Origin of the sequence: Microbispora sp. NPDC046973, from assembly GCF_040644495.1 — a bacterium.
Taxonomy (GTDB): Bacteria; Actinomycetota; Actinomycetes; order Streptosporangiales; family Streptosporangiaceae; genus Microbispora.
Map to the genome: position 1 here is coordinate 135399 of NZ_JBEYWQ010000007.1, position 22897 is coordinate 158295.

The window sequence follows — 22897 nt, forward strand, 5'->3', positions numbered from 1 at the left end:
ACATAGATGCCCGCCCGCCTATGTGGGGCGGGTCATGGACAGCACGTCCAGCGCCTGGTCGAGCTGCTCCTCGGTCAGCGCGCCGCTCGCGACGTGGCCGCGCTCGATGACGACCTCCCTGATCGTCTTGCGCTCCTTCAGCGCCTGCTTGGCGATCTTGGCGGCCTCCTCGTACCCCACGTACCGGTTGAGCGGGGTGACGATCGAGGGCGACGACTCGGCGTACTCGCGCAGGCGCTCGACGTTGGCGGTGATCCCGCTGACGCACCGGTCGGCGAGCAGCCGCGACACGTTGGCCAGCAGCCGGATCGACTCCAGCACGTTGCGGGCCATCACCGGCAGCATCACGTTGAGCTCGAACGATCCCGAGGCCCCGGCCATCGTGATCGCGGCGTCGTTGCCCACGACCTGCGCGGCCACCATCGTCACGGCCTCCGGGATCACCGGGTTGACCTTCCCCGGCATGATCGACGAACCCGGCTGCAGGTCGGGCAGGTTGATCTCGGCCAGCCCCGCGCGCGGGCCCGACCCCATCCAGCGCAGGTCGTTGGCGATCTTGTTGAGCGAGACGGCGATCACCTTGAGCATGCCCGACAGCTCGACCAGGCCGTCACGCGCGCCCTGCGCCTCGAAGTGGTCCCTGGCCTCGGTGAACGGCAGGCCGGTCGTCCGGCTCAGCTCGGCGATCACGGACTGCGCCCAGCCCGGTCCCGGCACGTTCACGCCGGTCCCCACGGCCGTGCCGCCCAGCGGCAGCTCGGCCAGGCGCGGCAGCGCGGCCTGGAGCCGTTCGAGCGCCAGCTCGATCTGGGTGGAGTAGCCGCCGAACTCCTGGCCGAGCGTGACCGGCGTCGCGTCCATCAGGTGGGTGCGGCCCGACTTCACCACGTCGGCGAACTCGGTCGCCTTCTCCTCCAGGGCGGTCGCCAGGTGCTCCAGCGCGGGCGTCAGCTCGTGCACCACGGCGTACGTCGCCGCGACGTGGATGGAGGACGGGAAGACGTCGTTGGACGACTGGGCGGCGTTGACGTGGTCGTTCGGGTGGACGGGCCGGCCGAGCCGCTCCTGCGCCAGCGTCGCGACGACCTCGTTCATGTTCATGTTGGAGGAGGTGCCCGAGCCGGTCTGGAAGACGTCCACAGGGAACTGGTCGTCCCAGCGTCCCTCGGCGACCTCCTCCGCCGCCTCCTGGACGGCCTGCGCCATGTCCTTGTCGATGACGCCGTACTCGGCGTTGACCTTCGCACAGGCGGCCTTGATGCGGGCGAGCGCCGCGATGTGCGCCGGCTCAAGCCCCCGGCCGGACACCGGGAAGTTCTCCACCGCCCGCTGCGTCTGGGCCCGCCACTTCGCACGGACGGGCACCCGGACCTCGCCCATGGAGTCGTGCTCGATGCGGAATTCGTCCATGCCTCAGTCCTATCAGGAGCCGGTGCCCGCGCCCCGCACGCCGGGCTCGGACCGGCAAGGGGGTGCGACGGGCTCCACCTCTCAGGATCGCGCTCCGAGCCGGTTGAGTACGGCCGCCAAATCTGCCTCTGCGTCATCGAGCTCGGCGGACCAGTCGCGCTCGGGCCGGACTCTTCTCAGGGTTCGGTAGACGTCCACGACCTGCCTGCTCACGTCCAGGTGCTCATGCAGGCGGCCTTCGTCGCTCAGCCGCGGGCAGATCCTCTTGAGAACCGCCGAGAGATCGACCAGCCCCTCGGCGTCGTCCTGCTCGCCGAGGCGGCGAATGTCCTCGCCGAGCCGCTCGGCGATGAGAGCGAAGAAGCTGAAGATCCCGCTCTTGTTCGAGAGTTCTCGGACACCACCGCTCAACGACGCGTCGAACGCCTCCTCGTAGAGGCCCGCCAGGTCGACGGAGTCTCCCGCGTAGCGGGCCAACGCCAGTTCCAGCAGGATACGGCCGGGCGACTTGCCGATGCCGTCCTCGGACAACGACTCGATGAGGGGCATCCACGCTGATATGTCGTCGAGCGCTGCTATGGGCGGCTCGGCGACGTACGCCAGTGCGTCGGACAGAGGGTTGCAGAGGAAGTGCGCCATGGTGAGCGTGTGCTCTCCCGGCAGCAGCTCATCCCTGTACAGGTTCCACCCCAGAGGAACCATGCCGGGCCGCTCGTCATCCGGGTCTCGCGCGTAGCGGACGACGAGGTCGGGTCCGCCGTCCCGCCACGAACGCTCGACCCGCATTCGTGTGGTGAGGACGAAAAAGGCCTTCCGGCTCAGCCGCGAGTCCCACAGGGACGTCAGGCGATGCCAGGGGTTGCCGGGATGTTCGTCATCGGGGAACAGCCTGGTGCCCGCGATCCCGTCAGCGGTGAGCGAGGCGAGGATCACCAGGTTGGCCGTGTAGTAGGCGTAGCGGGTGATGAAGCCGGACCGCTCGGGCTGGTAGCCGGGGTGGCTTTCACCGGTCCGCGTCTCCGCGCCGTGCAGCAGCCGGACGAGCAGGTCCGTGGCCGGCTCCCGATCGAGAGCGGGGAGCAGATCGCGGAGGAACTCCACGGTCGGGTGCCGCTCGGACAGCAGCGCGAACGACAGCAGCGCGTAGAGGAGTCCGTCGTCCGGCTGCGGCCGGCCGAAGAACGGGTCGGCCGTCGTCACCGCCTCGCGGGCGACCATGCCGCGCAGCACGTCGCGCGTCATCCGCGCGACGAGGTACTCGCCGAAGGTGGCGTGCAGGAACTCGTACGTCTGCAGCGGGGTACCGTCCCGCACGGCGGACGCCTGGTGGACGAAGAAGAACCGCCCGATCACCCGATCGGCGTGCGACAGGGGCGTCTGGAAGCTCGTGCTCTGGACCGCAGGCGCCGGGAGCAGGGAGGCCAGGTCTCGGTTGAGGTCCTCGGTCGTGACCCACTGCCTGCCCCGGTTGAACATCGCGAAGGCGGCGATCGCCAGAGTGCGCAGCTCAAGCTCCACGGCCTGGGCGGCCTGGGAATCCGGGAGCCCCGGCTGGTGCTTGTCCACCTCCCGCCGGGCGAACCGGGTCAGCAGCCGTTCGTACAGCTCCGCCCGGCGGAGCCCGGTCTCGCCGCGCTGGAGGGCGTTGCCGTCGGCGTCGTAGAGCGCGAGCATCAGCAGCAGCAGCGGTTGCGACGCCAACTCGCCGTGCGCCAATGCCGTCTCCGGCGGCAGCGGCCGCACCCCCTGAGCGGTGAAGTACTCCTGGTTCGCGGTGTTCCACACCGCCAGCCAGCGGCGGATCTGCTCCTCCTTGAAGGGTTCGAGCCGGATCGTCAGGCATCCGGGCGGGAAGCGCATCCGGTCGGCGACGGCCGTCCGCGTGGTCACGAGCACGACCGCCGGACGGCCCAGCTCCGCCTCACGGCGCTGGAAGTCGGCCACCCGGCTCAAGTAGTCGGATCGATGGATGCCGGTGGCCTGGAGCAGCTCGTCCAGCCCGTCGAGCATGACGACCGGCAGCGCGCCGTCCGCCGACCGCGCCAGCTCCGGCCAGCTCAGGTGCTCACCGGTGGCCTCCCGCACCGCGGCCTCGATCTGCTCCTGGATCGTCCCGTCGGCAGGCACCTCCCGCAGCGGCACCCGCACCGGGAGATAGTCGCCGTCCGGGAGGCGACCGGCCAGGATCTTGGTGAGCACGGACTTTCCCGCGCCGGGCTGTCCCAGCACGACCAGCGGCATCCTGGCGGCCTCGGGCGAGGTGAAGTAGCGGGCCAGGAACCCTGCCATGTCGTCGCTCGGCTCCCTCTGGTCCCACCACCATTCCGCGCTCGGATCGGCCTGCTCGCCGTACTCGGCCAGCCGGAAGTCCGGGTTCACGTACGCGTCGACGAGTGTGGGCATGCGCATGCCCGAGGGGACCTCGCCGGACTGCGCGATCGGGCGGTCCAGGACGGCCCGATGGGCGCGCGACAGCGTGTGCCGGTGCTCCGGCGTCCTGGTGCGGGCGGCGACCTCGGTGAGCAGCGCCTCCAAATCGCCCAGGCCGGTGTCGACCCGCTGCCGGAAGATCATGTCCTGCCACAGTGCGAACTCGGGAATGTCCAGAGCCAGCCGCCGGTGCAGTTCCTCGTACTTCTGACAGGCGACCTTGGGGAGTTCCCCCTCGATCGCCGTCTTCGCGCGTTCCCATTCGGTCGCGTCCAGGCGATCACGGACCGCCAGCCCGGAGACGAACCTGATCAGCGCCGCGGCCAGTTCGCCGTAGTGACCCCTGATCGCGTCGAGCATGTCGGCGTACGACTGATGGGGCCGGAAACCGGCCGGCCCGATCGTCATCAGCGTGTGGACGAACGATCCCTGCCGTGCGCCGGGCCCGGAGAGCGCCGCCTGCTCGTCCCGGTCGAGGCGGAGCTCCTTCGGATCGAACGGCAGGGGCAGCTTGCCGAGGGCCTCGAAGAACGCCGCGACGACGAGGACCGCCTGGGCCGCCTCCAGCCGGGCCGTGCGGTCATACCGGTTCAGGCCCGTCACCCGGTCGCGGAGCCTGCCGGCCGCCTCGCCCGCGAGCCGTACGGCCTCGTCCTTGACGTCGAACAGGGACAGCACCGGCACGGCCCCGACGAGAGTGCCGGTGAGGACCTTGGCGACCGTGCTCTCCTGCCCGAGCAGGCGCACCGCGTCGGCGTAGCCGATCCCTTTGCGCACCGGTCACCTGGCGAAGACGAAGACGCCCAGGAGGATCAGCGCGAGGACGCCGAAGAGCACGATCCCCATCGTCACGAGCACCCGGGCCTGCGTCTTGGCGTCCGGGCCTGCGGGACTCTGCATCGCGAACAGGTCGGTGCCCAGGCTGGGCGGCCTCCCCGGGACGCCGTCCCCGGGCGGGAAGGCGCCGGGGTGGGGCGGGTGGTGTCCGGCGGGAGGCCCCGGCGTGGCTACGGGGCCGTTCCCGGCGAAGGCGGGGCCGGGTGGCGGGGGCGTCGCCGGTCCCCTCCCGGGCAGCCTGCCGGGCACCGTGGTGCTGTGCCTGTCGGCGGCCTCGGAGACGCGCTGGGGCTCGCCCGCGGCGCCGTTCCGGGAGCCGTCCTGAGGCGGGGAAGGCAGGCGGAGGCCGCCCGCCGGGCGGGGGACGACCATCGTGCGGTTAGCGTCGTCCTCGTCGCCTTCGGCCATCTTCTCTCCAGGAGGTCGGGCGGCGGCGGCCCCAGTGGCGGCCCCAGTGGCGGGCAGGCTGCCGCCGCGGGACTCCGCGGCGTGGGGCCGGTCGGCCGGGCCGTTCCCGCCGGGGCGTGCCTTCGCACCGGCGGGGGGAGCCGGGACGGGCGCCGGGGGCGGGGGCGGCCCCGGCGCCACCGCGGGAATGGCGCCCGTGGGGGTGTCGGCGATCAGCCGCAGCATCGCGGCGGCGCGCTCCGGCGAGAGGCGCGCGGTGTGGTCCTTCACCAGCAGCCCGTCCAGGACCTGGCGCAGCGGCCCGGCCTGGGCGGGAGGGTCGGCCTCCTCCGTCATCAACGCGGCCAGCGTCTCGCCCACCGTCGAGCGCTCATAGGCCGGCCGCCCCTCGACCGCGAAGTACAACGTCGCGCCCAGCGACCACAGGTCGGACTCGGGGCCGGTGTATTCGCCCCGGGCCCGCTCCGGGGCGGTGTATCCCGGCGAGCCGATGACCATGCCGGTCTGGGTGAGCGCGTGGTCGCCCAGCGCCTTGGCGATGCCGAAGTCGGTCAGCACCACTCTGCCCGTCTCGGTCAGCAGCACGTTCGCCGGTTTGACGTCACGGTGCAGGATGTCCTGGGCGTGGGCGGCGCGCAGCGCGCCGAGCAGGTCGTAGCCGATCTCCGCCACCAGACGTGGCGGCAGCGGCCCCTCCTCGTCGATCACCTGTTCCAGCGAGCGCCCCTCGACGAGCTCCATGATGATCCATGGGATGCCGTCGGACACGATCACGTCGTGGATGGTGGCGACGGAGGGATGGCTGACGCGCGCCGCCATGCGGCCCTCGCGCATCATGCGTTCGCGCAGCTCCTGCCGCTGCCGAGGGCTGAGCGAGGGATCCTGGCGGATCTCCTTGACCGCGATCTCCCGGCCCAGCGACCGGTCGTACGCCCGCCAGACGGTGCCCATGGTTCCCCGGCCGATGCGGGTGCGCAGCTCGTAGCGGTCGGCGAGCGGCCGCGGGTGCTGTTCCGGCATATCTAGAAAGATAGCGATTCCATCTTGGAAATCGCTTTCTGGTTACTTGATGAAGATCCTCGGCCAATACCGGCGCGGGAGCAGTATCTTGATCATCTTCGCCACGTGCCGCATCATGGGAATGCGCACGACGTGGTGGAGAGCGGGCTCCGGCGGCTTGCGATGCAGGCCCTCGCTCGGCCGTCGGCGCTGGGACGGCACGGCCGGCGTCTCCCGTGGGTAGCCGGAGTCGCGCGGCTGGCCGCGGTGGTGGCCGGACTGCCCCGACTGCCCCGACTGCTGGTGCGGGCCGCCGAAGGGGCCGCTGTGCGGGCTGCTGTGCCGTAGCTGACCGCTCTGGCCGAACTGGCCGTACTGTCCGGACTGCCCATGCGGGCCGTACAGGTCGTACCGCCCTGAGGCGTACGGGTCGTACGCGTGGGGCTGGCCGTGCTCGGCGGGCCGGTAGAGCTGGCCGTACGGACCCGACTGCCGGTGGGGCCCGGAGTCGCGGTCGCGCGGGGTCACCTTGGGCGTGGGCCGCGACTCGGCGCGGTGCTGGCCACGGCTGCGCTGCGGCGGCTTGCGGGGCTCGGGAGCGGTGGGCTGCGGGGCGGTGGGCGGCGGCGCGGGCCGGCCGGCCCGGAACGGGGAGGCGAACGGGTCCTCGGCCATGCCTCCGGCGGCGACCCTGGACAGCGCGTGGGCGGCGCGGACGCCGTCGAGCCTGGCCGCGGGGTCGATCTGGAGCAGGCCGCGCAGGACCGGGGCGAGCGGTCCCGCCTTGTCCATGGGGATCGGAGCGCCGCTGGTCAGCGCGGCGAGCGCGGCCGCCGCCGTACGACGGCCGTGCAGGCCGCGGCCCTCGACGGCGGTGTAGAGGGTGGCGCCCAGCGACCACAGGTCGGCCGCCGGGCTCGCTTTGTCGCCGAGGACGCGTTCCGGGGCGATGTAGCCGGCGGAGCCGAGGACGATCCCGGCCTGGGTGATGGAGGCGTCGCCCTCCAGGGCGGCCAGGCCGAAGTCGGTCAGCACCGCCCGGTCGTCGTCGGTCACCAGCACGTTGCTGGGCTTCACGTCCCGGTGCAGGATGCCCTTGGCGTGGACGGCGCGCAGCGCGCCGAGCACCTGCCGGCCGATGTCGGCGACCCGGCGCGGCGGCAGCGGGCCCTCCTGACGGATCAGCTCCTCCAGCGACCGCGCCCTGAGCAGCTCCATCACGATCCAGGGACGGTCGTCCTCGGTGATGACGTCGAAGACCGTGATGACCGAGGGGTGGGCGACCATGGCGGTCGCCCGGCCCTCGCGTTCGGTGCGCGCGCACAGCTCCGCCCGCAGGTCCTCGTCGAGGACCAGGGGGAGCCGCACCTCCTTGACAGCCACCTCGCGGTCGAGCAGCTCGTCACGCGCGCGCCAGACAGTGCCCATCCCGCCGCGCCCGACCGGCTCGATCAGCCGATAGCGCGCGGCTAACAGGTATCCGGACGGCGCACGCATGGGTGGCAGCTTACCGATTTGTGTAGTGCGACCTGTAGAGACCATGCCGGGAAATTGTTGAGATCTTCTGTCAAAGATCCTGACAACCTCCCCGTAGATCAGCGCCGTCCGATGGTAAGGACGGGGCCGGTCGTGTCGGCGAAGAAGTCGTTGCCCTTGTCGTCGACCACGATGAAGGCGGGGAAGTCCACGACCTCGATCTTCCAGACCGCCTCCATGCCCAGCTCCGGATATTCCAGGACCTCCACCTTCTTGATGCAGTCCTGGGCCAGCCGGGCGGCCGGGCCGCCGATCGAGCCGAGGTAGAAGCCGCCGTACTTCTGGCACGCCTCGGTGACCTGCTTGGACCGGTTGCCCTTGGCCAGCATCACCATCGAGCCGCCCGCCGCCTGGAAGCGCTCGACGTAGGAGTCCATCCGCCCGGCGGTGGTGGGGCCGAAGGAGCCGGACGCGTAGCCCTCGGGGGTCTTGGCCGGACCGGCGTAGTAGACGGCGTGGTCCTTCATGTACTGCGGCATGTCCTCACCGGCGTCGAGCCTTTCGGCGATCTTCGCGTGGGCGATGTCGCGGGCCACGACGAGGGGGCCGGTGAGCGACAGCCGGGTCTTCACCGGATACTTGCCCAGCTCGGCGAGGATCTCCGGCATCGGGCGGTTGAGGTCGATGCTGACCACGTCGCCGCCGAGGTGCTCGTCGGTGGTGTCGGGCAGGAAGCGGGCGGGGTCGGTCTCCAGCTGTTCGAGGAAGACGCCCTCCGGCGTGATCTTCGCCAGTGCCTGCCGGTCCGCGCTGCAGCTCACCGCGATGGCGACCGGGCAGGACGCGCCGTGCCTGGGCAGCCGGATGACGCGCACGTCGTGGCAGAAGTACTTGCCGCCGAACTGCGCGCCGATCCCCAGCTTCTGGGTCAGCTCGAAGACCTTCTTCTCCATCTCCAGGTCGCGGAAGCCGTGCCCGCTCGGCGAGCCCTCGGTGGGGATGGAGTCGAGGTAGCGGGCCGAGGCGTACTTCGCCGTCTTCAGGGCGTACTCCGCGCTGGTGCCGCCCACGACGATGGCCAGATGGTACGGCGGGCAGGCGGCGGTGCCGAGCGAGCGGATCTTCTCCTCCAGGAAGGCGAGCATGCGCTTCTCGTTGAGCACCGCCTTGGTCTCCTGGTAGAGGAATGACTTGTTGGCCGAGCCGCCGCCCTTGGCCATGAACAGGAACTTGTACTCGTCCGGGTGGCCGTTCGGGTCCTCGGCGTACAGCTCGATCTGTGCCGGCAGGTTGGAGCCGGTGTTCTTCTCGTCCCACATGGTCAGCGGCGCCATCTGCGAGTAGCGCAGGTTGAGCCTGGTGTAGGCGTCGTAGACGCCCCGGCTGAGGTGCTCGGCGTCGCGCCCGTCGGTCAGCACGTGCCGGCCGCGCTTGCCCATGACGATCGCGGTGCCGGTGTCCTGGCACATCGGCAGCACGCCGCCGGCCGAGATGCTCGCGTTCTTGAGCAGGTCGAGGGCGACGAAGCGGTCGTTGCCGCTCGACTCGGGGTCATCGACGATCTTGCGGAGCTGGGCCAGGTGGGAGGCCCGCAGGTAGTGGGAGATGTCGTGGATCGCGGTCTCGGTGAGCAGCCGCAGGGCCTCCGGATCGACCTCGAGGAACCTGCGCCCGGCGGCCTCGGTGACCCGCACCCCCTCGCTGGTGATCAGGCGGTACTCCGTCTCGTCCGGTCCAAGCGGGAGCAGGTCGGTGTAGTCGAACTCCGGCATCGTCCTCGGTTCCTCGTGGTCTGCCTGGTGGGGCGCGCCCGCCGTCCGGACCGCCCATGGTCTTTGCACAGCGTACGGCGCGCGGGCGGCGGTCATCATGTCCGGGCTGTGAGTAGGTTTTGAATAACTTCATACTGAACATTCGGCCCTAAAGCGGGATAATTGGCACGAAGGACAGCAGAGGGGAGGGGCCATGGACGGCGGAGTACTGGTCATGGTCATCTTCGCGATCGGCATTCTCCTGGCCCTGGCGGTGTCGCTGCTCACGCTCGTGCTGCGGCAGGTCAAGGACGGCGACATCACCTGGTGGTCCCCTCCCGGGGCGCGAGGGACGCCACCGGAGGAGCAGCGGGCGGCCGAGCGGGCAGACGAGGTGCGGGCGAGCGGAGCCCGAGGGCGATCCCGCTGATCACGAGGGCCGCTCCCGCCAGGTCGGCGGCTGAGGGGATCGCGATGCCCAGAAGGGCGGCCGTGGCGAGCGCGCCGACGGGGATCATCCCGGCGAACAGCCCGGCCCGGTCCGCGCCCAGGTGGGGCAGCGAGCGATACCACAGGAAGAACGCCACGGTCGTCACCACAAGGGCGAGGTAGGCGAGGCCGCCAGCCTCGGCGGCGGTCGGCGCGCGAAGCACGTGACCGCCGTCCAGGGCGACGCCGGCGACCAGCAGGAACGGCACCGCGAGCGCGGCCGTCCAGGCCGACAGCCGGACGGGGCCGATCAGCGGCAGCAGTGGCAGGGCCAGCAGCGAGAAGCAGAGTTCGCAGACCAGGGCGCCCAGGGACCACAGCAGCCCGGCCAGGTTGCCGCTGCCGGCGCCGGTCGCCAGCGAGGCTCCCGCGACCACCACCAGGCCCGCGGCCACGACGCGCGGGGACGGCCGGACGCCCGTGAAGATCGGGCCCACGAGGGCGAGCGCCAGCGGCACGGTGCCGAGGACGATGCCGGGCAGCGCGGGCCCGGCCGCACGGGTCGCCTCGACCACGCAGACGTTGAAGAGCACGAGCCCCGTCAGCGACAGCGCGGCGAGCAGCGCCCACTGGCGCGGCCCGAGCCGCACGAGGCCGAGGCCGCGCGCCCGGGCGACGGCGAGCAGGATCACCGCGGCGAGCGCGTAGCGGAGCGCCTGACCGCCGTAGACCGGATAGTCAGCGATGACGCCGGAGACCGCCGCCAACGTCCCCACGAGGAACATCGCACCCGCCGCTCCGGCCACATGAGTGTTCATGTCACGTGATGCTAGGGACGGCTTGGTCCTGGCTCATGGTCCAATCGGCGGCCGTTAGAGTGGGCCAATGGCCGATCTTCATCTCGTGGTCGACAAGGCCGCGGGCGGGCTCGCCGGACAGATCGCCCGCGAGGTGCGCGAGGCCGTCCGGTCCGGGCGGCTCGTCCCCGGCGTCCGCCTGCCTGCCACCCGCGACCTCGCCCGCGATCTCGGCCTGTCCCGCGGCGTCGTGGTCGAGGCGTACGAGCAGCTGGTGGCCGAGGGGCTCCTCGAATCCAGAACGGGCGCGGGCACCAGGGTCGCGGCGGGGGCCGGGCGGCAGGCCGCCCCCGGGCGCCCCGGGGACGAGCGGGAGAGCTGCTGGCCCCACTACGGCCATCGGCCCACGTCGCCGGACCTCGGCCTGTTTCCCCGGCAGGCATGGCTCGCCGCGGTCCGTCACGTCCTGGTCACGCTGCCCAACGACGCGCTCGACTACGGCGACCCCGGCGGTGTGCCGGCCCTGCGCCGCGAACTCGCCGCGTACCTCGGCAGGGTGCGTGCGGCCGACGCGTCACCGGACGACGTCGTGGTCGTGACCGGGGTGGCCCAGGGGCTCAGCCTCGTCGTCCAGGCCCTGGTGCGGGACCGGGGACGCGGCATCGTCCTGGCCGTCGAGGACCCGACGAGCACGCGCCAGCTTCCGCTGCTCCGGCGGGCCGGGGCGGACATCGTCCCCGTGCCCGTCGACCATGAGGGGATCGTCGTCGAAGCCCTGCCGGGGGACGCCGACGCCGTGGTGGTCACCCCCGCGCACCAGTACCCGACCGGCGTCGTCCTGTCCCCGGCCCGCCGCGCCGCGCTGATCGGCTGGGCGGCCCGCACCGGCGCCCTCGTGCTGGAAGACGACTACGACGCCGAGTTCCGCTTCGACCGCGACCCCGTCGGGTGCCTGCAGGGCCTCGCGCCCGACCGAGTGGTGCTCGCCGGCAGTGTGAGCAAGGCCCTCGCCCCGGGGCTGCGGCTCGGCTGGATCGCGGCGCCCCCGCGGGTCGCCCGTGCCGTACGGCTCGCGCGCGGGGAGTTCGACCTCGGCTCGCCGGTCGTCGACCAGTACGTGCTCGCCCACCTCATCGAGGGCGGGGCGTACGACCGGCACCTGCGCCGGATGCGCCGGGAGTACCGGCGGCGCAGGGACGCCCTCGTCGCCGCCCTGGCCGAGCACCTGCCCCGGATGACCGTGCGCGGCATCTCCGCCGGGCTGCACCTGTACGCGGAGCCGGACGGCGGGGGCGATCCGTCAGGCCTGGCCGAGGCCGCCCGCGCCGCCGGCCTGTCCGCGGAGGTCGTGACGTCGGCCCACGGGTCGCCGGGGCTGGTGCTCGGCTTCGCCCGCCTGCCCGCCCACCGCGTCACCGAGGCCGTACGCGCCCTGGCGGGCAGCGCCGGGAGGGATGTCAGGGGGTGACCACGGTGGTCGCGGTGGCCGGGCCGGCCGTGCGCGGCTGGAAGCCGCGGGCGAGCAGGATGATCGCGGCGGCGAGCACGAGCGGCGCGGCGAAGGCGACGCGGAAGCCGGAGGCGTCGGCGAGGCCGCCGACGAGCGCGGCTCCGACGATGAACCCCACGTAGTTGAACATGTTGACCCTGGCGATCGCCACGCCCGTGCCCGCGGGGTCGAGACGGCCGGCCGCGGAGAACGACTGCGGGGCGACGACGGACAGGCCGATCCCGGTGAGGGCGAAGCCCGCGATCGCCAGCGGCACCGTCGGCGCCGCCACGATCGCGACGAAGCCCAGCGCCGCGACGGAGCCCCCGGCGCGCACGATGGCCGCCGGGCCCCACCTGCGCACCGCGAGGTCGCCGCCGACGCGCACCAGGAACGTGGTGAGCTGGTAGGCGCCCAGGGCCAGCGGGATCACGGTCGCCGAGGCGTGCAGGACCTTGTCCATGAAGACGGTGCCGAAGTTGGAGACCGACGAGTCGCCGACGTAGAGGAAGGCCATCGCCAGGCAGAGAGGGATGATCGGGCGCCATGCCACCCCGGCGGGCCTCCCGGCCGCCGTGTCCGCATCCTTGACCGCGGCCGCGCGGTGCTCCTCCTCGGGCCGGTAGAGCCGGAGCGAGGAGAGGACGGCGAGGGCGGCGGCCGGGGCGAGGGCGATCGCGAATGTGACGGGCAGGCCGAGGCCGAGCGTGGCCGCCGCCGAGGCCCACAGCGACCCGATGACGGCCGCCACGCTCCACAGCGCGTGGAACCCGGTGAGCACCGCCCGGCCGTACTCGCGTTCGACCGCGACGCCCTGCATGTTCATGCCCGCGTCCACCCCGCCAAGGCCGAGGCCGAACAGGACGTTGGCCGCCACCAGCATGGGGACGTTCGGGGCGAGGCCCGCGAGCACGACGGCGGCGCAGGCGAGCGGCTGCACCAGGCGCAGGATCAGGCGGCTGCCCCAGCGGGAGGCGGCGGCGCCGGCGAGCGCGCTCCCGGCACCCGCGATGATCGGGACGACCAGGAGCAGGATGGTCAGCTCGCCGTCCGACAGGCCGTGCTTCCTCTGCAGCGCCGCCACCTGGGTGAGCAGCGTGGCGAAGGTGAGGCCCTGGACGAAGAAGACCGCGAACGTGGCGAGCCGCGCCTGCCGGTCGCGAGGAGTGGGCACCGGTCCTCCACGAACATGAGGGGGGTTCAAGTTTTCGCCAGCGTAGGAGCCGTCACCCGCCGGGTCAATGGGGTGCGCCGGTCAGGGCCGGCCGCCCGCCTCGCGCGCCGCCAGCCAGGCGGCGATCTGGGCCCGGGAGGCGAAGCCCAGTTTGTCCAGGATGCGCTCGACGTGGCCCTCCACGGTGCGCTGGGAGATCACGAGGATGGAGGCGATCTCCTTGTTGCTCCGTCCCTGGGCGATCAGCTCCGCGATCTCCTGCTCCCGCCGGGTGAGCGGGGACGGCTCGGCCGCCGAGACCCCCGGCGCGGGTCCCGGTCGTGGCGGCTCGGCCGCCGCGACCGTCTCCTCCGCGCGCGTACGCCCGCCCTCGGCCCGCTCCCCGAGCGCCTCCTCGATCGCCTCGTCCATCGTCATCCGGTTCCCCCTGCGGGTCTCGCGGCTCAGGGCCCGCTCGCCCAGGGCCGTACGGAGACCGGTGAGACACCGCTCGTGGAACTCGGCGAACCGCTTGTCGCGGCTCGGCGCCAGGCCCACGGAACGGCCGAGCTCCTCCGAGGCCGCGAGCAGCCGGGCCGCGTGGGCGTGGTGGCCTTCGCCGGCCTGCACCCAGGCGATGGCCTCGAGGTTCGTCGCGATGTTCATCCGGTCGCCCAGGTCGCGACCGAGCAGGAGGGCCTCGCGTGCCAGCGCCAGCGCGCCGGCGTCGTCCCCGCCCTGCCACAGGTGGATGGCGAAGATCGTGAAGACCCAGGCCCGGCCGGAGCACTCGCCGTGGGCCTCGGTCAGCGCGAGAGCGCGCTCGAACAGCTCCGTGGCGCGGGCTCGGTCGCCGAGGTAGCCGACGCCGGCCGCCAGCGTGATCAGGGCGATCAGCAGGCCGCTCAGGTTGCCGACGGCCTCCTCCTCCCTGACGGCCCGTTCGAGCAGAGGGGCGGCCTTGGCGTAGTCGCCGGCGTAGTGCTCCGCCAGCCCGGCGACCAGGGACGTCTGGGCGATCGCTTCCGGATCGCCCAGCCTCTCGGCGAGCGCCCGGCTCTCGGCAAGCAGGCGCAGGCCCCTGTCGGTGTCGCCCTGGGTGAGCACCATTTCCGCGTCGGCGCACAGCGCCAGCGCCCGCAGGACGGTGGGCTCGGGCGCCGCCCACAGCATGCGGTCCAGCCAGTGGCGGCCCTCGTTGTAGTACGCGTTCGCCAGCCAGTAGGGGTCGGTCAGGCAGAGGGCCATCCGCAGCCCCGCCTCCGCCTCGCGGGGCTCCTGCAGGCAGAAGTCCATCGCGGCGCGCAGGTTCGCCTGCTCCAGGTTGAGCCGCTTGAGCCAGGAGAACTGGTCGGGGCCGAACCACTCGGCGGACGCCCGCCGCGCCAGCAGGAGATAGTGATCCCGGTGCCGCCGCTGGAGCGACCGGCGTTCCACCGGCCCGCCGAGCCGCTTGCGGCCGAACTCGCGCAGCGTGTCGAGCATGCGGTAGCGGACCGCGCCGGCGTGCTCCTCGCGCAGCAGCAGCGACTTGTCCAGCAGCGCGTCGAGCAGGTCGAGCACGTCGTCGCGCTCGATGCCGCCGCCGGTGCACACCGCCTCGACGGCGTCCAGGTCGAAGTGGGACGGGAAGATCGACAACCGGGTCCACAGCGTCCGCTCGGCGCCGGGCAGCAGCTGAAAGCTCCAGTCGACCAGCGCGTGCAAAGTCTGCTGACGCGGCACCGCCGTACTGCTGCCTCCGGTGAGCAGGCGGTAGCGGTCGCGCAGGCGCTCGACGAGCGCGCTCACCGACAGGGCCCGCAGCCGCACCGCGGCGAGCTCGATGGCCAGGGGGATGCCGTCGAGCTGGCGGCATAGCTCGGCGACGGCCGCCTGGTTGTCCTCGGTGACGGTGAAGCCGGGCAGGACCGCCGCCGCCCGTTCCGTCAGCAGGCTGATCCCGTCGTACAACTCCAGCGACCTGCGGCTGAGCGGCCGGTCCCGCTCCGGGACGGGCAGCGGCGAGATCTTCATCTGGTGCTCGCCCGTGATGCCGAGCGACTGCCGGCTCGTCGCGAGGATGCGCAGCTCCGAGGCCCCGCGCAGGAGCCGGTCGGCGAGCACGGCGCAGGCGTCGCGCAGGTGCTCGCAGTTGTCCAGTACGAGGAGGGTCCGCTGTGAGGACAGCACCTGCTCCAGCGCGTCCACCGGGCGGGGCGCGGACTCGTCCCGTACGCCCATGGTCGCCGCCACCGTCTCCGCCACGAGCGCGGGATCGGTGACGGTGCTGAGGTCCACCAGCCAGACGCTGTCGAACGCGCGGCGCTGCTCGGCGGCCGCCCGCAGGGCCAGCCGGGTCTTGCCGACGCCGCCGACACCCGTGAGGGTCACCAGGCGCGACACCGAAAGCAGCCGCCTGATCTCTGCCAGCTCACGCCTGCGGCCGACGAAGCTCGTCAGGTCGGCCGGAAGGTTGCCGACCTGCCGTGTCACCGCCCCCGCGACCACCTCCTCACGCTAAGCGGCCACGAAGTCCCTGGTCAATTCGGGGATCGACGCCGGGCGCCGCGTCGCATGATGACCGTCGCGCGTGGACCGCTTACTCTCGATGGTGTGAGCAGCAGCGAGTCCTCAGCCGTGAAGTTGATCTCCGCCTTCCTCTCGCCGCGCACCCCGGACACGCCCGACCCCTCCCTGCTGCGGGCCTCCGACGCCGATCGGGAGCGCATCGTCGCGGTGCTCGCGGACGCCGTCACCGACGGGCGGCTCACGCCGCTGGAGCACGAGGAACGCGTGGAGCGCGTCTGGGCCGCGCGGACCCTCGGCGAGCTGGCCGAGCTGACCGTGGATCTGCTGCCGCCGGAGAGCCAGCCGTTCCGGATGGACAGCCGTCCCGTCACCGCCTTCTTCCGCACGGAGACCCGCGGCGGCCGGTGGGTCGTGCCCTCCCGGATCCCGGTGACGTCCCTGGGCGGCACGGTCACGATGGACCTGTGCGAGGCGCTGCTCCAGTCGCGGCACGTGGTGGTGCAACTCGCGGTCATGGCCGGCACGGTCAACCTGACGGTCCCCGAGGGCGTGCGGATCGTGACGGCCCCGGACGCCCGCATCCGGTCGCTCAGGAACGAGGTGCGGCTCCCGCCGGGCGCGACCGGCTTCGCGCCGGACGCGCCCGTGATCGAGCTCGCCGGGTTCGTCTTCGGCGGCAAGGTCGTCGCCCGCTCGCCGAAGCGCCCGCGCCGCCGCCTGTTCGGCCGTTGAGGTCTCACACGGCGTTGAGGTCTTACACGGCGTTGAGGTCTTACACCGCGGTGTCGAAGTTGATGGCGCTGTAGGCGCCGAGCTTCCAGAGCTGGTGCTCGCTCTCGATCTTGCGGATCGTGCCCGACCGTCCCCGCATGACGAGGGAGTGCGTGACCGCCGCCCCGCCCTGGAACCGCACGCCGTGCATGAGCTCGCCGTCGGTGATGCCGGTCGCGGCGAAGAACACATCGTCGGAGCGTACGAGGTCGTCGGTGGTGAGCACCTGGTCGAGGTCGAGCCCGGCGTCGAGGGCCCTGCGGCGCTCCTCCTCGTCGCGCGGCCACAGCTTGCCCTGGATGACGCCGCCCATGCACTTGAGCGCGCAGGCGGCGACGATGCCCTCGGGCGTGCCGCCGATGCCGAGCATCAGGTCGACACCGGTGCCGTTGCGCGCCGCCATGATCGCGCCGGCCACGTCGCCGTCGGTGATGAAACGGATCCGGGCGCCGGTCTCCCGGATCTCCTTGACGATCCGCTCGTGCCGGGGCCGGTCCAGGATCACCACGGTGACGTCGGACGGCTTGGCGCCCTTGGCCCGGGCGACGGCGCGGATGTTGTCGGCCACCGGCGCGTCGATGTCCACGTGCTCGGCCGCCTGCGGGCCCGTGACGAGCTTCTCCATGTAGAAGACCGCGGACGGGTCGTACATCGAGCCGCGCTCGCTGACCGCGATCACGGAGATCGCGTTGTTCATGCCGAGCGCGCACAGCCGGGTGCCGTCGATCGGGTCCACGGCGACGTCGCACTCGGGGCCGGTCCCGTCGCCGACCTCCTCGCCGTTGTACAGCATCGGGGCGTTGTCCTTCTCGCCCTCCCCGATCACCACGACGCCCTTCATCGAGACCGTGTTGATCAGTTGGCGCATGGCGTTCACGGCGGCGCCGTCCGCCCCGTTCTTGTCGCCGCGTCCCACCCAGCGCGCGGCCGCCATCGCCGCCGCCTCGGTCACCCTGACCAGTTCCAGAGCCAGGTTGCGGTCGGGTGCGCGTTCCCCCGTCGCCAGAGCGGCCGGTACGTGATCAGCCATTGATCCCCTTTTAGGTAGGTGCCGTTCTAGCGATCGTAGTTCGCGAAGCCGTTCTTGTCCGATTGGTCTGAACCTGTTGGGCCAGGTAGGAGGCCATTTGCGGGCGCGGGCCCCCGGAGCGAACGGGTCGGAGATATCGTCGCCGCATGAGCGGCGACACCGAACGACCAGTGACGATGCGCACGTCGGAGCGCGGCGCGGCGACCCGGGGAGCCCTCCTGGACGCCGCGAAGGAGACGTTCATCACGAGCGGCTTCGCCGAGGCGGGCGTCACCGACGTCGTGGCCAGGGCCGGCGCCAGCGTCGGCAGCCTGTACCACCACTTCTCCGGCAAGGCCGACCTCTACCTGACGCTGTTCGAGGAGTTCCAGAAGCGGCAGACCCAGCGCACCCGGCAGGCCGTGCAGGAGGCCCGGGCGGCCGGGGAGACCGACCCCATGCCCCAGTTCCTCGCCGCCGCGCGGGCCTACCTGGAGGGCTGCCTCGCCGAGCGCGATCTCGCCGCGCTCTTCCTGCGCGGCGACGCCCCGCCCGGGTTCGAGGTCATCATGCGCGACCGCCTGCGGCAGTGGGCCAGGCGCACCGCCGCGCTGTTCGAGCACGAGGACGCCCTGGTCGTCGTCGTCACCGGCGCCCTGGCGGCCGTCGTGCAGGAGGTCACGCTGTCCGACGACCCGGAACAGGCCCGGAAGATGGCCGAGGACGCTCTTCGCATCATCGGCGATATTCGGCACCCGTGACGGCCGGTACGGCCACCGCCCACTCCACCGACTAATCTCGCATTACGTGGGACGATTCACCCAGGGTTTCTACGGCTACGCGTTCGCGCTCTTCGTCTGCCTCGCCGCCGTCGGAGTGTTCCTGCTCATCACGCCGCAGAGCCGCACCGAGCACATCCCGCGGGTGGACTTCTCCATCGACCGGGTCAACGCGGCGCGCACGGCGCCGTACGAGGTCGTCGCCCCGAACCAGGTGCTGCCCAACTGGGTGCCCAACAGCTCCTCCCTGACCCAGAAGAACGGCGCGGTGACATGGCGGCTGGGGTTCGCGACCGCCAAGCGGCAGCACGCCATGCTCGCCCAGAGCGACGAGAGGCCGTCCGCGGACTTCGTCAACCGCATGGCCAACACCGACAAGCCCGGCGGGAGCCGTCAGATCGACGGCGTGACCTGGGAGGAGCGGATCCGCCAGGACAAGAACCAGCGGACGCTGGTCCGCGTCTTCCCCGATCACGCGGTGCTCGTCACCGGAACGGCCGACTGGGACGAGCTGACCGCCCTCGCCCGGACCCTCACGCCGCAGCCCAAGCCCTCCCCGGCGCCGTCATCGGGCTGAGCCCGGATCCCGGCTCGCCGTCGCCGGGGGAAGGCAGCCGTGCACGATGACCTCGGCCGTGTTCCGTACGACGTCCCTGCTGACGTGCTCCGGCGGCGCGCTGACCAAGGTGAACAGCGCACCCCCGTAGAGCGCGATCATGGCGGAAACCTTCTCGCGTGGAATGGCGAGGCCGAGTTCGTCGTGGTGTGCGGCGGTGACCAGCGATGCCGTGTCCTGCAGGGCCGCGAGAGCCGAGGCGAGCGCCGGCCGGCGCGCGGCCTCCAGCTGCAGTTCGAAGATTGCCAGATAGCGGGTGCGTTGCGTGGTCGCCGCGGTGAGCAGCGATTCCGTCAGCAGGTCGACCAGCGTCGCCGGCTGCTTGATCGCCTGGCCGGTGTCCGCGTGATGCAGCTCGGCGATCCGCTCCGCGGCCGCCACCAGCAGCGCTTCCCGGCTGCGGAAGTAGTTGGAAGCCGTTCCCGGCGGGACGTCCGCCGCTTTCTCCACCGCCCGGTGAGTCAGGCCGTGCACGCCCGATGACGCCAGCAGTTCGATGGCGGCATCGGTCAGAGCTCGGCGACGGGCCGGATTGGTGGGCGGCATGGGCAGATGCTACCAATAGCCGTACTAGTACGACCGTAGTGAATGAGTGGGAGGTCTCATGCGGATCGTGGTGGTCGGCGCCGGGCTGGGAGGAGTGGCGGCGGCGGTGGGGCTGCATCGCACGGGCCACGAGGTGACACTCTTCGAACGGGCCGCCGAGCTGCGGGAAGCGGGCACCGGGATCGTGGTCATGCCCAACGGGCTGCGCGCGCTGGACGCGCTGGGGCTGGCCGAAGACGTCCGGGGGCACGTCATCCACACGGCCCGCGGGGGATTGCGGGACTGGCGCGGACGGCCGCTGCTGGTCACCGACCTGGCTCGGACGCGGCAGGTGGTCCTGACCCCCGCCATGATCGACCGAGCGGAACTGCACCGGGCGCTGCGCGCCCCGCTGCCGTCCGAGCTGGTGCGGACCGCGACCCCGGTCGAGCGTCTGGAGCCCGGCTCCGCCGGGGTCACCGTGATCAGCGAAGGCGAGCCCGTCGCGAGAGCGGACGCCGTGATCGTGGCCGACGGCATCGGCAGCACGCTGCGCGCACAGCTCTTCCCTGGTCACCCGGGGCTGCGGCGAACCGGCCGGATGGACCTGCGCGGCATGCTGCCCCGCCCTCCCGGCATGGCGCCGGACCTGCTCACCAGCCAGTTGGTCGACCGCCGCAGCGGGGCGATGTTCGGCCTGTTCCCGGTCGGGGAGGACCGCCTGTACTGGTTCACCGACTCCCTCCTGCGTGGCACGCCGCCAGGCGCGGACGAGGCGCGCCGGCAGATGCTGTCCCTGATGGCCGACTGGCACCCCCTCGTCACGGCACTGATCGAGGCAACCTCGCCCGACGACATCTACGTCGACCCGATCGCCCGCCTGGCCGAGCCCCTGCCCTCGTTCGCGACCGGCAGGATCGCGCTCCTCGGCGACGCCGCGCACGCCATGCCACCCGACCTCGGCCAAGGCGCCAGCCAGGCGTTCGAAGACGCCGCCGCGCTGACCCGCCACCTGGCCGGCGCGGAGCCGGCCGACGTCGCCCAGCGGCTCCTGCGCTACGACGCCGAGCGCAGGCCCAGAGCCAACCGCATGATGCTGGCGGCGTCACGGCAGTCGCGGCTGACCTCTCAGACCGGTGTCGCCGCGTGGCTGCGCGACACGTTGCTGCGCGCCGTGCCGTCCCGGCTGGCCACCCGGCAACTCGCCGCCCTTTGGCACGCCTAGAAGCCCTTTGCGGGTCGGCCTTCGCGGCCGGCCGCTGTCAGAAGGGCGCCTCCTCGGAGCCGTTCGGCTGGGGCTCCTGGCGCTGGGCCATCGCGGCGGCCAGCTTCGCGCGGGCGCCCTGGAGCCACTCCTCGCAGATCGCGGCCAGCCGCTCTCCCCGCTCCCACAGCTCTATCGACTGCTCCAGCGTGAGCCCGCCGGTCTCCAGCCGGCGCACCACCTCGGTCAGCTCCTCGCGGGCCTGCTCGTACGACGGGGTCTGCTTGTCCGACGGGGTCTGCTTGTCCTCAGCCACGTCCCCACCTTAGAGGCCGGGACCGACACTGCGTGGCCTCTTGAGCATGTCCCGTTTTGGGCATAAAACGTGAGGTTTGTCCGTTACTTAGATGTACTAACCATCTTCGGGGGCGATGATCGGGGGGTCATCCTTATGTGTGGAATCAGCGGCTGGGTGGACTACGGACGCGACCTTCGTCGCGAACGGGAGACCGTGCAGGCCATGACGGACACGATGGCGTGCCGGGGGCCCGACGCCGAGGGGATGTGGCTCGCTCCGCACGCCGCGTTCGGCCACCGGCGGCTGGCCATCATCGACATCGAGGGCGGGCGCCAGCCGATGACCGCCGAGGGCGACGGCGAGGTCGTGGCCGCGCTCACCTACAGCGGCGAGGTCTACAACTTCAGGGAGCTGCGCGCCGAGCTCACCCGGCGCGGGCGCCGCTTCCGGACCCAGAGCGACACCGAGGTCGTCCTGGAGGCGTACCTCGAATGGGGCGAGGACTTCGTCTCCCGGCTCAACGGCATGTACGCCTTCGCCATCTGGGACGCCCGCCGCGAGGAACTGCTGCTCGTGCGCGACCGTATGGGGATCAAGCCCCTGTACTACTACCCGACGCCCACCGGCGTGCTGTTCGGCTCCGAGCCCAAGGCCATCCTGGCCAGCCCGCTCGCCGAGCGGGTGATCGACGCCGACGGCCTGCGCGAGATCCTGGCCTTCGTCAAGACGCCGGAGAGCGCCGTCTTCCGGGGGATGCACGAGGTGCGGCCAGGCCAGGTGGTGAAGGTGCGGCGCGAGGGCCTGAGCAAGCGCCGCTACTGGCAGCTGGAGGCCCGCGAGCACACCGACGACCTGCAGACCACCATCCGGACCGTGCGGGAGCTGCTCGACGACATCGTCGAGCGGCAGCTCATCTCCGATGTGCCGCTGTGCACGCTGCTGTCCGGCGGGCTCGACTCCAGCGCGGTCACCGCGCTCGCGGCCCGCGCCCTCGCCGGCCAGGGCGGGGTGCGGTCGTTCTCCGTCGACTTCGCCGGCTACAGCGAGAACTTCCAGGCCGACGACATGCGCGACACCCCCGACACGCCGTACGTCCACGACGTCGTGCGGCACGTCGGCTCCGACCACACGGACATCGTGCTGGACTCGGCCGACCTCATGGATCCCGCCGTGCGTGCGGCCGTCCTGCGGGCGAGGGACCTCCCGCTCGGCATCGGTGACATGGACACCTCGCTCTACCTGCTCTTCAAGGCGATCAGGGGGCACTCGACCGTGGCGCTGTCGGGCGAGTCCGCCGACGAGGTGTTCGGCGGCTACCGGTGGTTCCACGATCCCCAGGCGGTCAACTCCGGCACCTTCCCCTGGCTCGGCATGCAGGGCCAGACGGGGCTGTCCAGCCGGGGCGAGTTCCTGAACGAGGAACTGCTGCGCAAGCTCGACCTCCCCGCCTACCGGGCCGACAGCTACCAGCGGGCGCTGGCCGAGGTGCCCAGGGTGCCGGGGGAGAGCGGGCTGCAGAAGCGCATGCGGGAGGTCAGCTACCTGCACCTGACCCGGTTCGTGCAGATCCTGCTCGACCGCAAGGACCGCATGAGCATGGCCGTCGGCCTGGAGGTCCGGGTGCCGTTCTGCGACCACCGCCTGGTCGAGTACGTCTTCAACGCCCCCTGGGCCATGAAGACCTTCGACGGGCACGAGAAGAGCCTGCTGCGCGCGGCGACGGCCGACGTGCTGCCCCGGTCGGTGGTCGAACGCCGCAAGGTGCCCTACCCCTCGACGTAGGACCCGGCGTACGAGCGCGCGCTGCGGGCCGAGGTCACCCGCGTGCTCGACGGGGACCCGGCCATCGGCTGCCTGGTGGACGCGGGCAAGGTGCGCACGATGCTCGACCAGCCCATGGGCGCGGTCAGCCTGCAGGGCGCACGGACGTCGCTGGAGGGCATCCTGCAGATGAACGCGTGGCTCGGCGCCTACGACGTGCGCCTCGCGATCTGACCCGCCGCGG

18 protein-coding genes are annotated in these 22897 nt (G+C 71.9%); 7 read left to right on the forward strand and 11 right to left on the reverse strand.

The genetic code is table 11. From position 1 onward, the window contains the following. Positions 1-18: 18 nt before the first annotated feature. The 6 genes from ABZ860_RS16180 to ABZ860_RS16205 form a co-directional block, all read right to left on the reverse strand. The gene (locus tag ABZ860_RS16180) at positions 19-1410 is read right to left on the reverse strand and encodes a class II fumarate hydratase (protein ID WP_357220504.1); all 1392 of its coding nucleotides are present in this window, start codon (positions 1408-1410) and stop codon (positions 19-21) included. An 81-nt stretch (positions 1411-1491) separates the two neighbouring features. Beyond that, on the reverse strand, positions 1492-4617 hold the full coding sequence (locus ABZ860_RS16185) for a hypothetical protein (protein WP_357220506.1): 3126 nt from the start codon (positions 4615-4617) through the stop codon (positions 1492-1494). 3 nt (positions 4618-4620) lie between these two features. Beyond that, positions 4621-6105, reverse strand: a complete 1485-nt coding sequence (locus ABZ860_RS16190) for a serine/threonine-protein kinase (RefSeq protein WP_357220508.1) — start codon at positions 6103-6105, stop codon at positions 4621-4623. 42 nt (positions 6106-6147) lie between these two features. After that, positions 6148-7581, reverse strand: a complete 1434-nt coding sequence (locus ABZ860_RS16195; RefSeq protein WP_357220510.1) for a serine/threonine-protein kinase — start codon at positions 7579-7581, stop codon at positions 6148-6150. 98 nt (positions 7582-7679) lie between these two features. After that, positions 7680-9332: a fumarate hydratase gene (locus ABZ860_RS16200; protein ID WP_357220512.1), complete on the reverse strand. Its 1653-nt coding sequence runs from the start codon at positions 9330-9332 to the stop codon at positions 7680-7682. Between the two features lie 299 nt (positions 9333-9631). After that, positions 9632-10558, reverse strand: a complete 927-nt coding sequence (locus tag ABZ860_RS16205) for a DMT family transporter (protein WP_357220514.1) — start codon at positions 10556-10558, stop codon at positions 9632-9634. 67 nt (positions 10559-10625) lie between these two features. Here ABZ860_RS16205 and ABZ860_RS16210 point away from each other — a divergent pair, with 67 nt between their 5' ends. Next, positions 10626-12005: a PLP-dependent aminotransferase family protein gene (locus ABZ860_RS16210; protein WP_357220516.1), complete on the forward strand. Its 1380-nt coding sequence runs from the start codon at positions 10626-10628 to the stop codon at positions 12003-12005. Here ABZ860_RS16210 and ABZ860_RS16215 read toward each other — a convergent pair. Both ABZ860_RS16215 and ABZ860_RS16220 read right to left on the reverse strand, forming a co-directional pair. Further along, positions 11995-13200, reverse strand: a complete 1206-nt coding sequence (locus ABZ860_RS16215; protein WP_357220518.1) for an MFS transporter — start codon at positions 13198-13200, stop codon at positions 11995-11997. The two genes, ABZ860_RS16210 and ABZ860_RS16215, sit on opposite strands and share 11 nt — an antisense overlap. Before the next feature lie 81 nt (positions 13201-13281). Continuing rightward, positions 13282-15654 (reverse strand): LuxR C-terminal-related transcriptional regulator, encoded by a 2373-nt coding sequence (locus ABZ860_RS16220; protein WP_357220520.1) that lies wholly within the window; start codon positions 15652-15654, stop codon positions 13282-13284. A gap of 120 nt (positions 15655-15774) precedes the next feature. On the opposite strand from ABZ860_RS16220, the gene ABZ860_RS16225 reads away from it, so the two are divergent. Continuing rightward, a complete protein-coding gene (locus ABZ860_RS16225; RefSeq protein ID WP_357220522.1) occupies positions 15775-16422 on the forward strand; it encodes a DUF1707 domain-containing protein in 648 nt (215 codons plus the stop codon). A gap of 40 nt (positions 16423-16462) precedes the next feature. Here ABZ860_RS16225 and glpX read toward each other — a convergent pair whose 3' ends face one another. Next, positions 16463-17491: a class II fructose-bisphosphatase gene (glpX, locus tag ABZ860_RS16230; protein ID WP_357220524.1), complete on the reverse strand. Its 1029-nt coding sequence runs from the start codon at positions 17489-17491 to the stop codon at positions 16463-16465. Positions 17492-17637: 146 nt separating this feature from the next. On the opposite strand from glpX, the gene ABZ860_RS16235 reads away from it, so the two are divergent. Both ABZ860_RS16235 and ABZ860_RS16240 read left to right on the forward strand, forming a co-directional pair. Beyond that, positions 17638-18231 (forward strand): TetR/AcrR family transcriptional regulator, encoded by a 594-nt coding sequence (locus ABZ860_RS16235; protein ID WP_357220526.1) that lies wholly within the window; start codon positions 17638-17640, stop codon positions 18229-18231. 46 nt (positions 18232-18277) lie between these two features. After that, a complete protein-coding gene (locus ABZ860_RS16240; protein WP_357220528.1) occupies positions 18278-18826 on the forward strand; it encodes a DUF4245 domain-containing protein in 549 nt (182 codons plus the stop codon). Here ABZ860_RS16240 and ABZ860_RS16245 read toward each other — a convergent pair. Continuing rightward, complete coding sequence (locus ABZ860_RS16245; protein ID WP_357220529.1) at positions 18815-19411, reverse strand: TetR family transcriptional regulator; 597 nt, start codon at positions 19409-19411, stop codon at positions 18815-18817. The genes ABZ860_RS16240 and ABZ860_RS16245 overlap by 12 nt on opposite strands. Before the next feature lie 58 nt (positions 19412-19469). Here ABZ860_RS16245 and ABZ860_RS16250 point away from each other — a divergent pair, with 58 nt between their 5' ends. Continuing rightward, on the forward strand, positions 19470-20615 hold the full coding sequence (locus ABZ860_RS16250; RefSeq protein ID WP_357220531.1) for an FAD-dependent monooxygenase: 1146 nt from the start codon (positions 19470-19472) through the stop codon (positions 20613-20615). Between the two features lie 37 nt (positions 20616-20652). On the opposite strand, the gene ABZ860_RS16255 is transcribed toward ABZ860_RS16250, so the two are convergent. Then, on the reverse strand, positions 20653-20910 hold the full coding sequence (locus ABZ860_RS16255) for an exodeoxyribonuclease VII small subunit (RefSeq protein ID WP_357220533.1): 258 nt from the start codon (positions 20908-20910) through the stop codon (positions 20653-20655). Between the two features lie 135 nt (positions 20911-21045). Here ABZ860_RS16255 and asnB point away from each other — a divergent pair, with 135 nt between their 5' ends. Next, positions 21046-22674: an asparagine synthase (glutamine-hydrolyzing) gene (gene asnB / locus ABZ860_RS16260; protein ID WP_357220534.1), complete on the forward strand. Its 1629-nt coding sequence runs from the start codon at positions 21046-21048 to the stop codon at positions 22672-22674. Between the two features lie 42 nt (positions 22675-22716). Beyond that, on the forward strand, positions 22717-22887 hold the full coding sequence (locus tag ABZ860_RS16265; protein WP_357220536.1) for a hypothetical protein: 171 nt from the start codon (positions 22717-22719) through the stop codon (positions 22885-22887). Positions 22888-22897 lie beyond the last annotated feature (10 nt).

Excerpts from the sequence above, each read along its gene's own strand:
- ABZ860_RS16245 (WP_357220529.1), bottom strand. The coding sequence starts at position 19,411 with ATGCCGCCCACCAATCCGGCCCGTCGCCGAGCTCTGACCGATGCCGCC.
- glpX (WP_357220524.1), bottom strand. The coding sequence starts at position 17,491 with ATGGCTGATCACGTACCGGCCGCTCTGGCGACGGGGGAACGCGCACCC.
- ABZ860_RS16195 (WP_357220510.1), bottom strand. The coding sequence starts at position 7,581 with ATGCGTGCGCCGTCCGGATACCTGTTAGCCGCGCGCTATCGGCTGATC.
- asnB (WP_357220534.1), top strand. The coding sequence starts at position 21,046 with ATGTGTGGAATCAGCGGCTGGGTGGACTACGGACGCGACCTTCGTCGC.
- ABZ860_RS16180 (WP_357220504.1), bottom strand. The coding sequence starts at position 1,410 with ATGGACGAATTCCGCATCGAGCACGACTCCATGGGCGAGGTCCGGGTG.
- ABZ860_RS16210 (WP_357220516.1), top strand. The coding sequence starts at position 10,626 with ATGGCCGATCTTCATCTCGTGGTCGACAAGGCCGCGGGCGGGCTCGCC.
- ABZ860_RS16200 (WP_357220512.1), bottom strand. The coding sequence starts at position 9,332 with ATGCCGGAGTTCGACTACACCGACCTGCTCCCGCTTGGACCGGACGAG.
- ABZ860_RS16205 (WP_357220514.1), bottom strand. The coding sequence starts at position 10,558 with ATGAACACTCATGTGGCCGGAGCGGCGGGTGCGATGTTCCTCGTGGGG.
- ABZ860_RS16190 (WP_357220508.1), bottom strand. The coding sequence starts at position 6,105 with ATGCCGGAACAGCACCCGCGGCCGCTCGCCGACCGCTACGAGCTGCGC.
- ABZ860_RS16235 (WP_357220526.1), top strand. The coding sequence starts at position 17,638 with ATGAGCGGCGACACCGAACGACCAGTGACGATGCGCACGTCGGAGCGC.
- ABZ860_RS16250 (WP_357220531.1), top strand. The coding sequence starts at position 19,470 with ATGCGGATCGTGGTGGTCGGCGCCGGGCTGGGAGGAGTGGCGGCGGCG.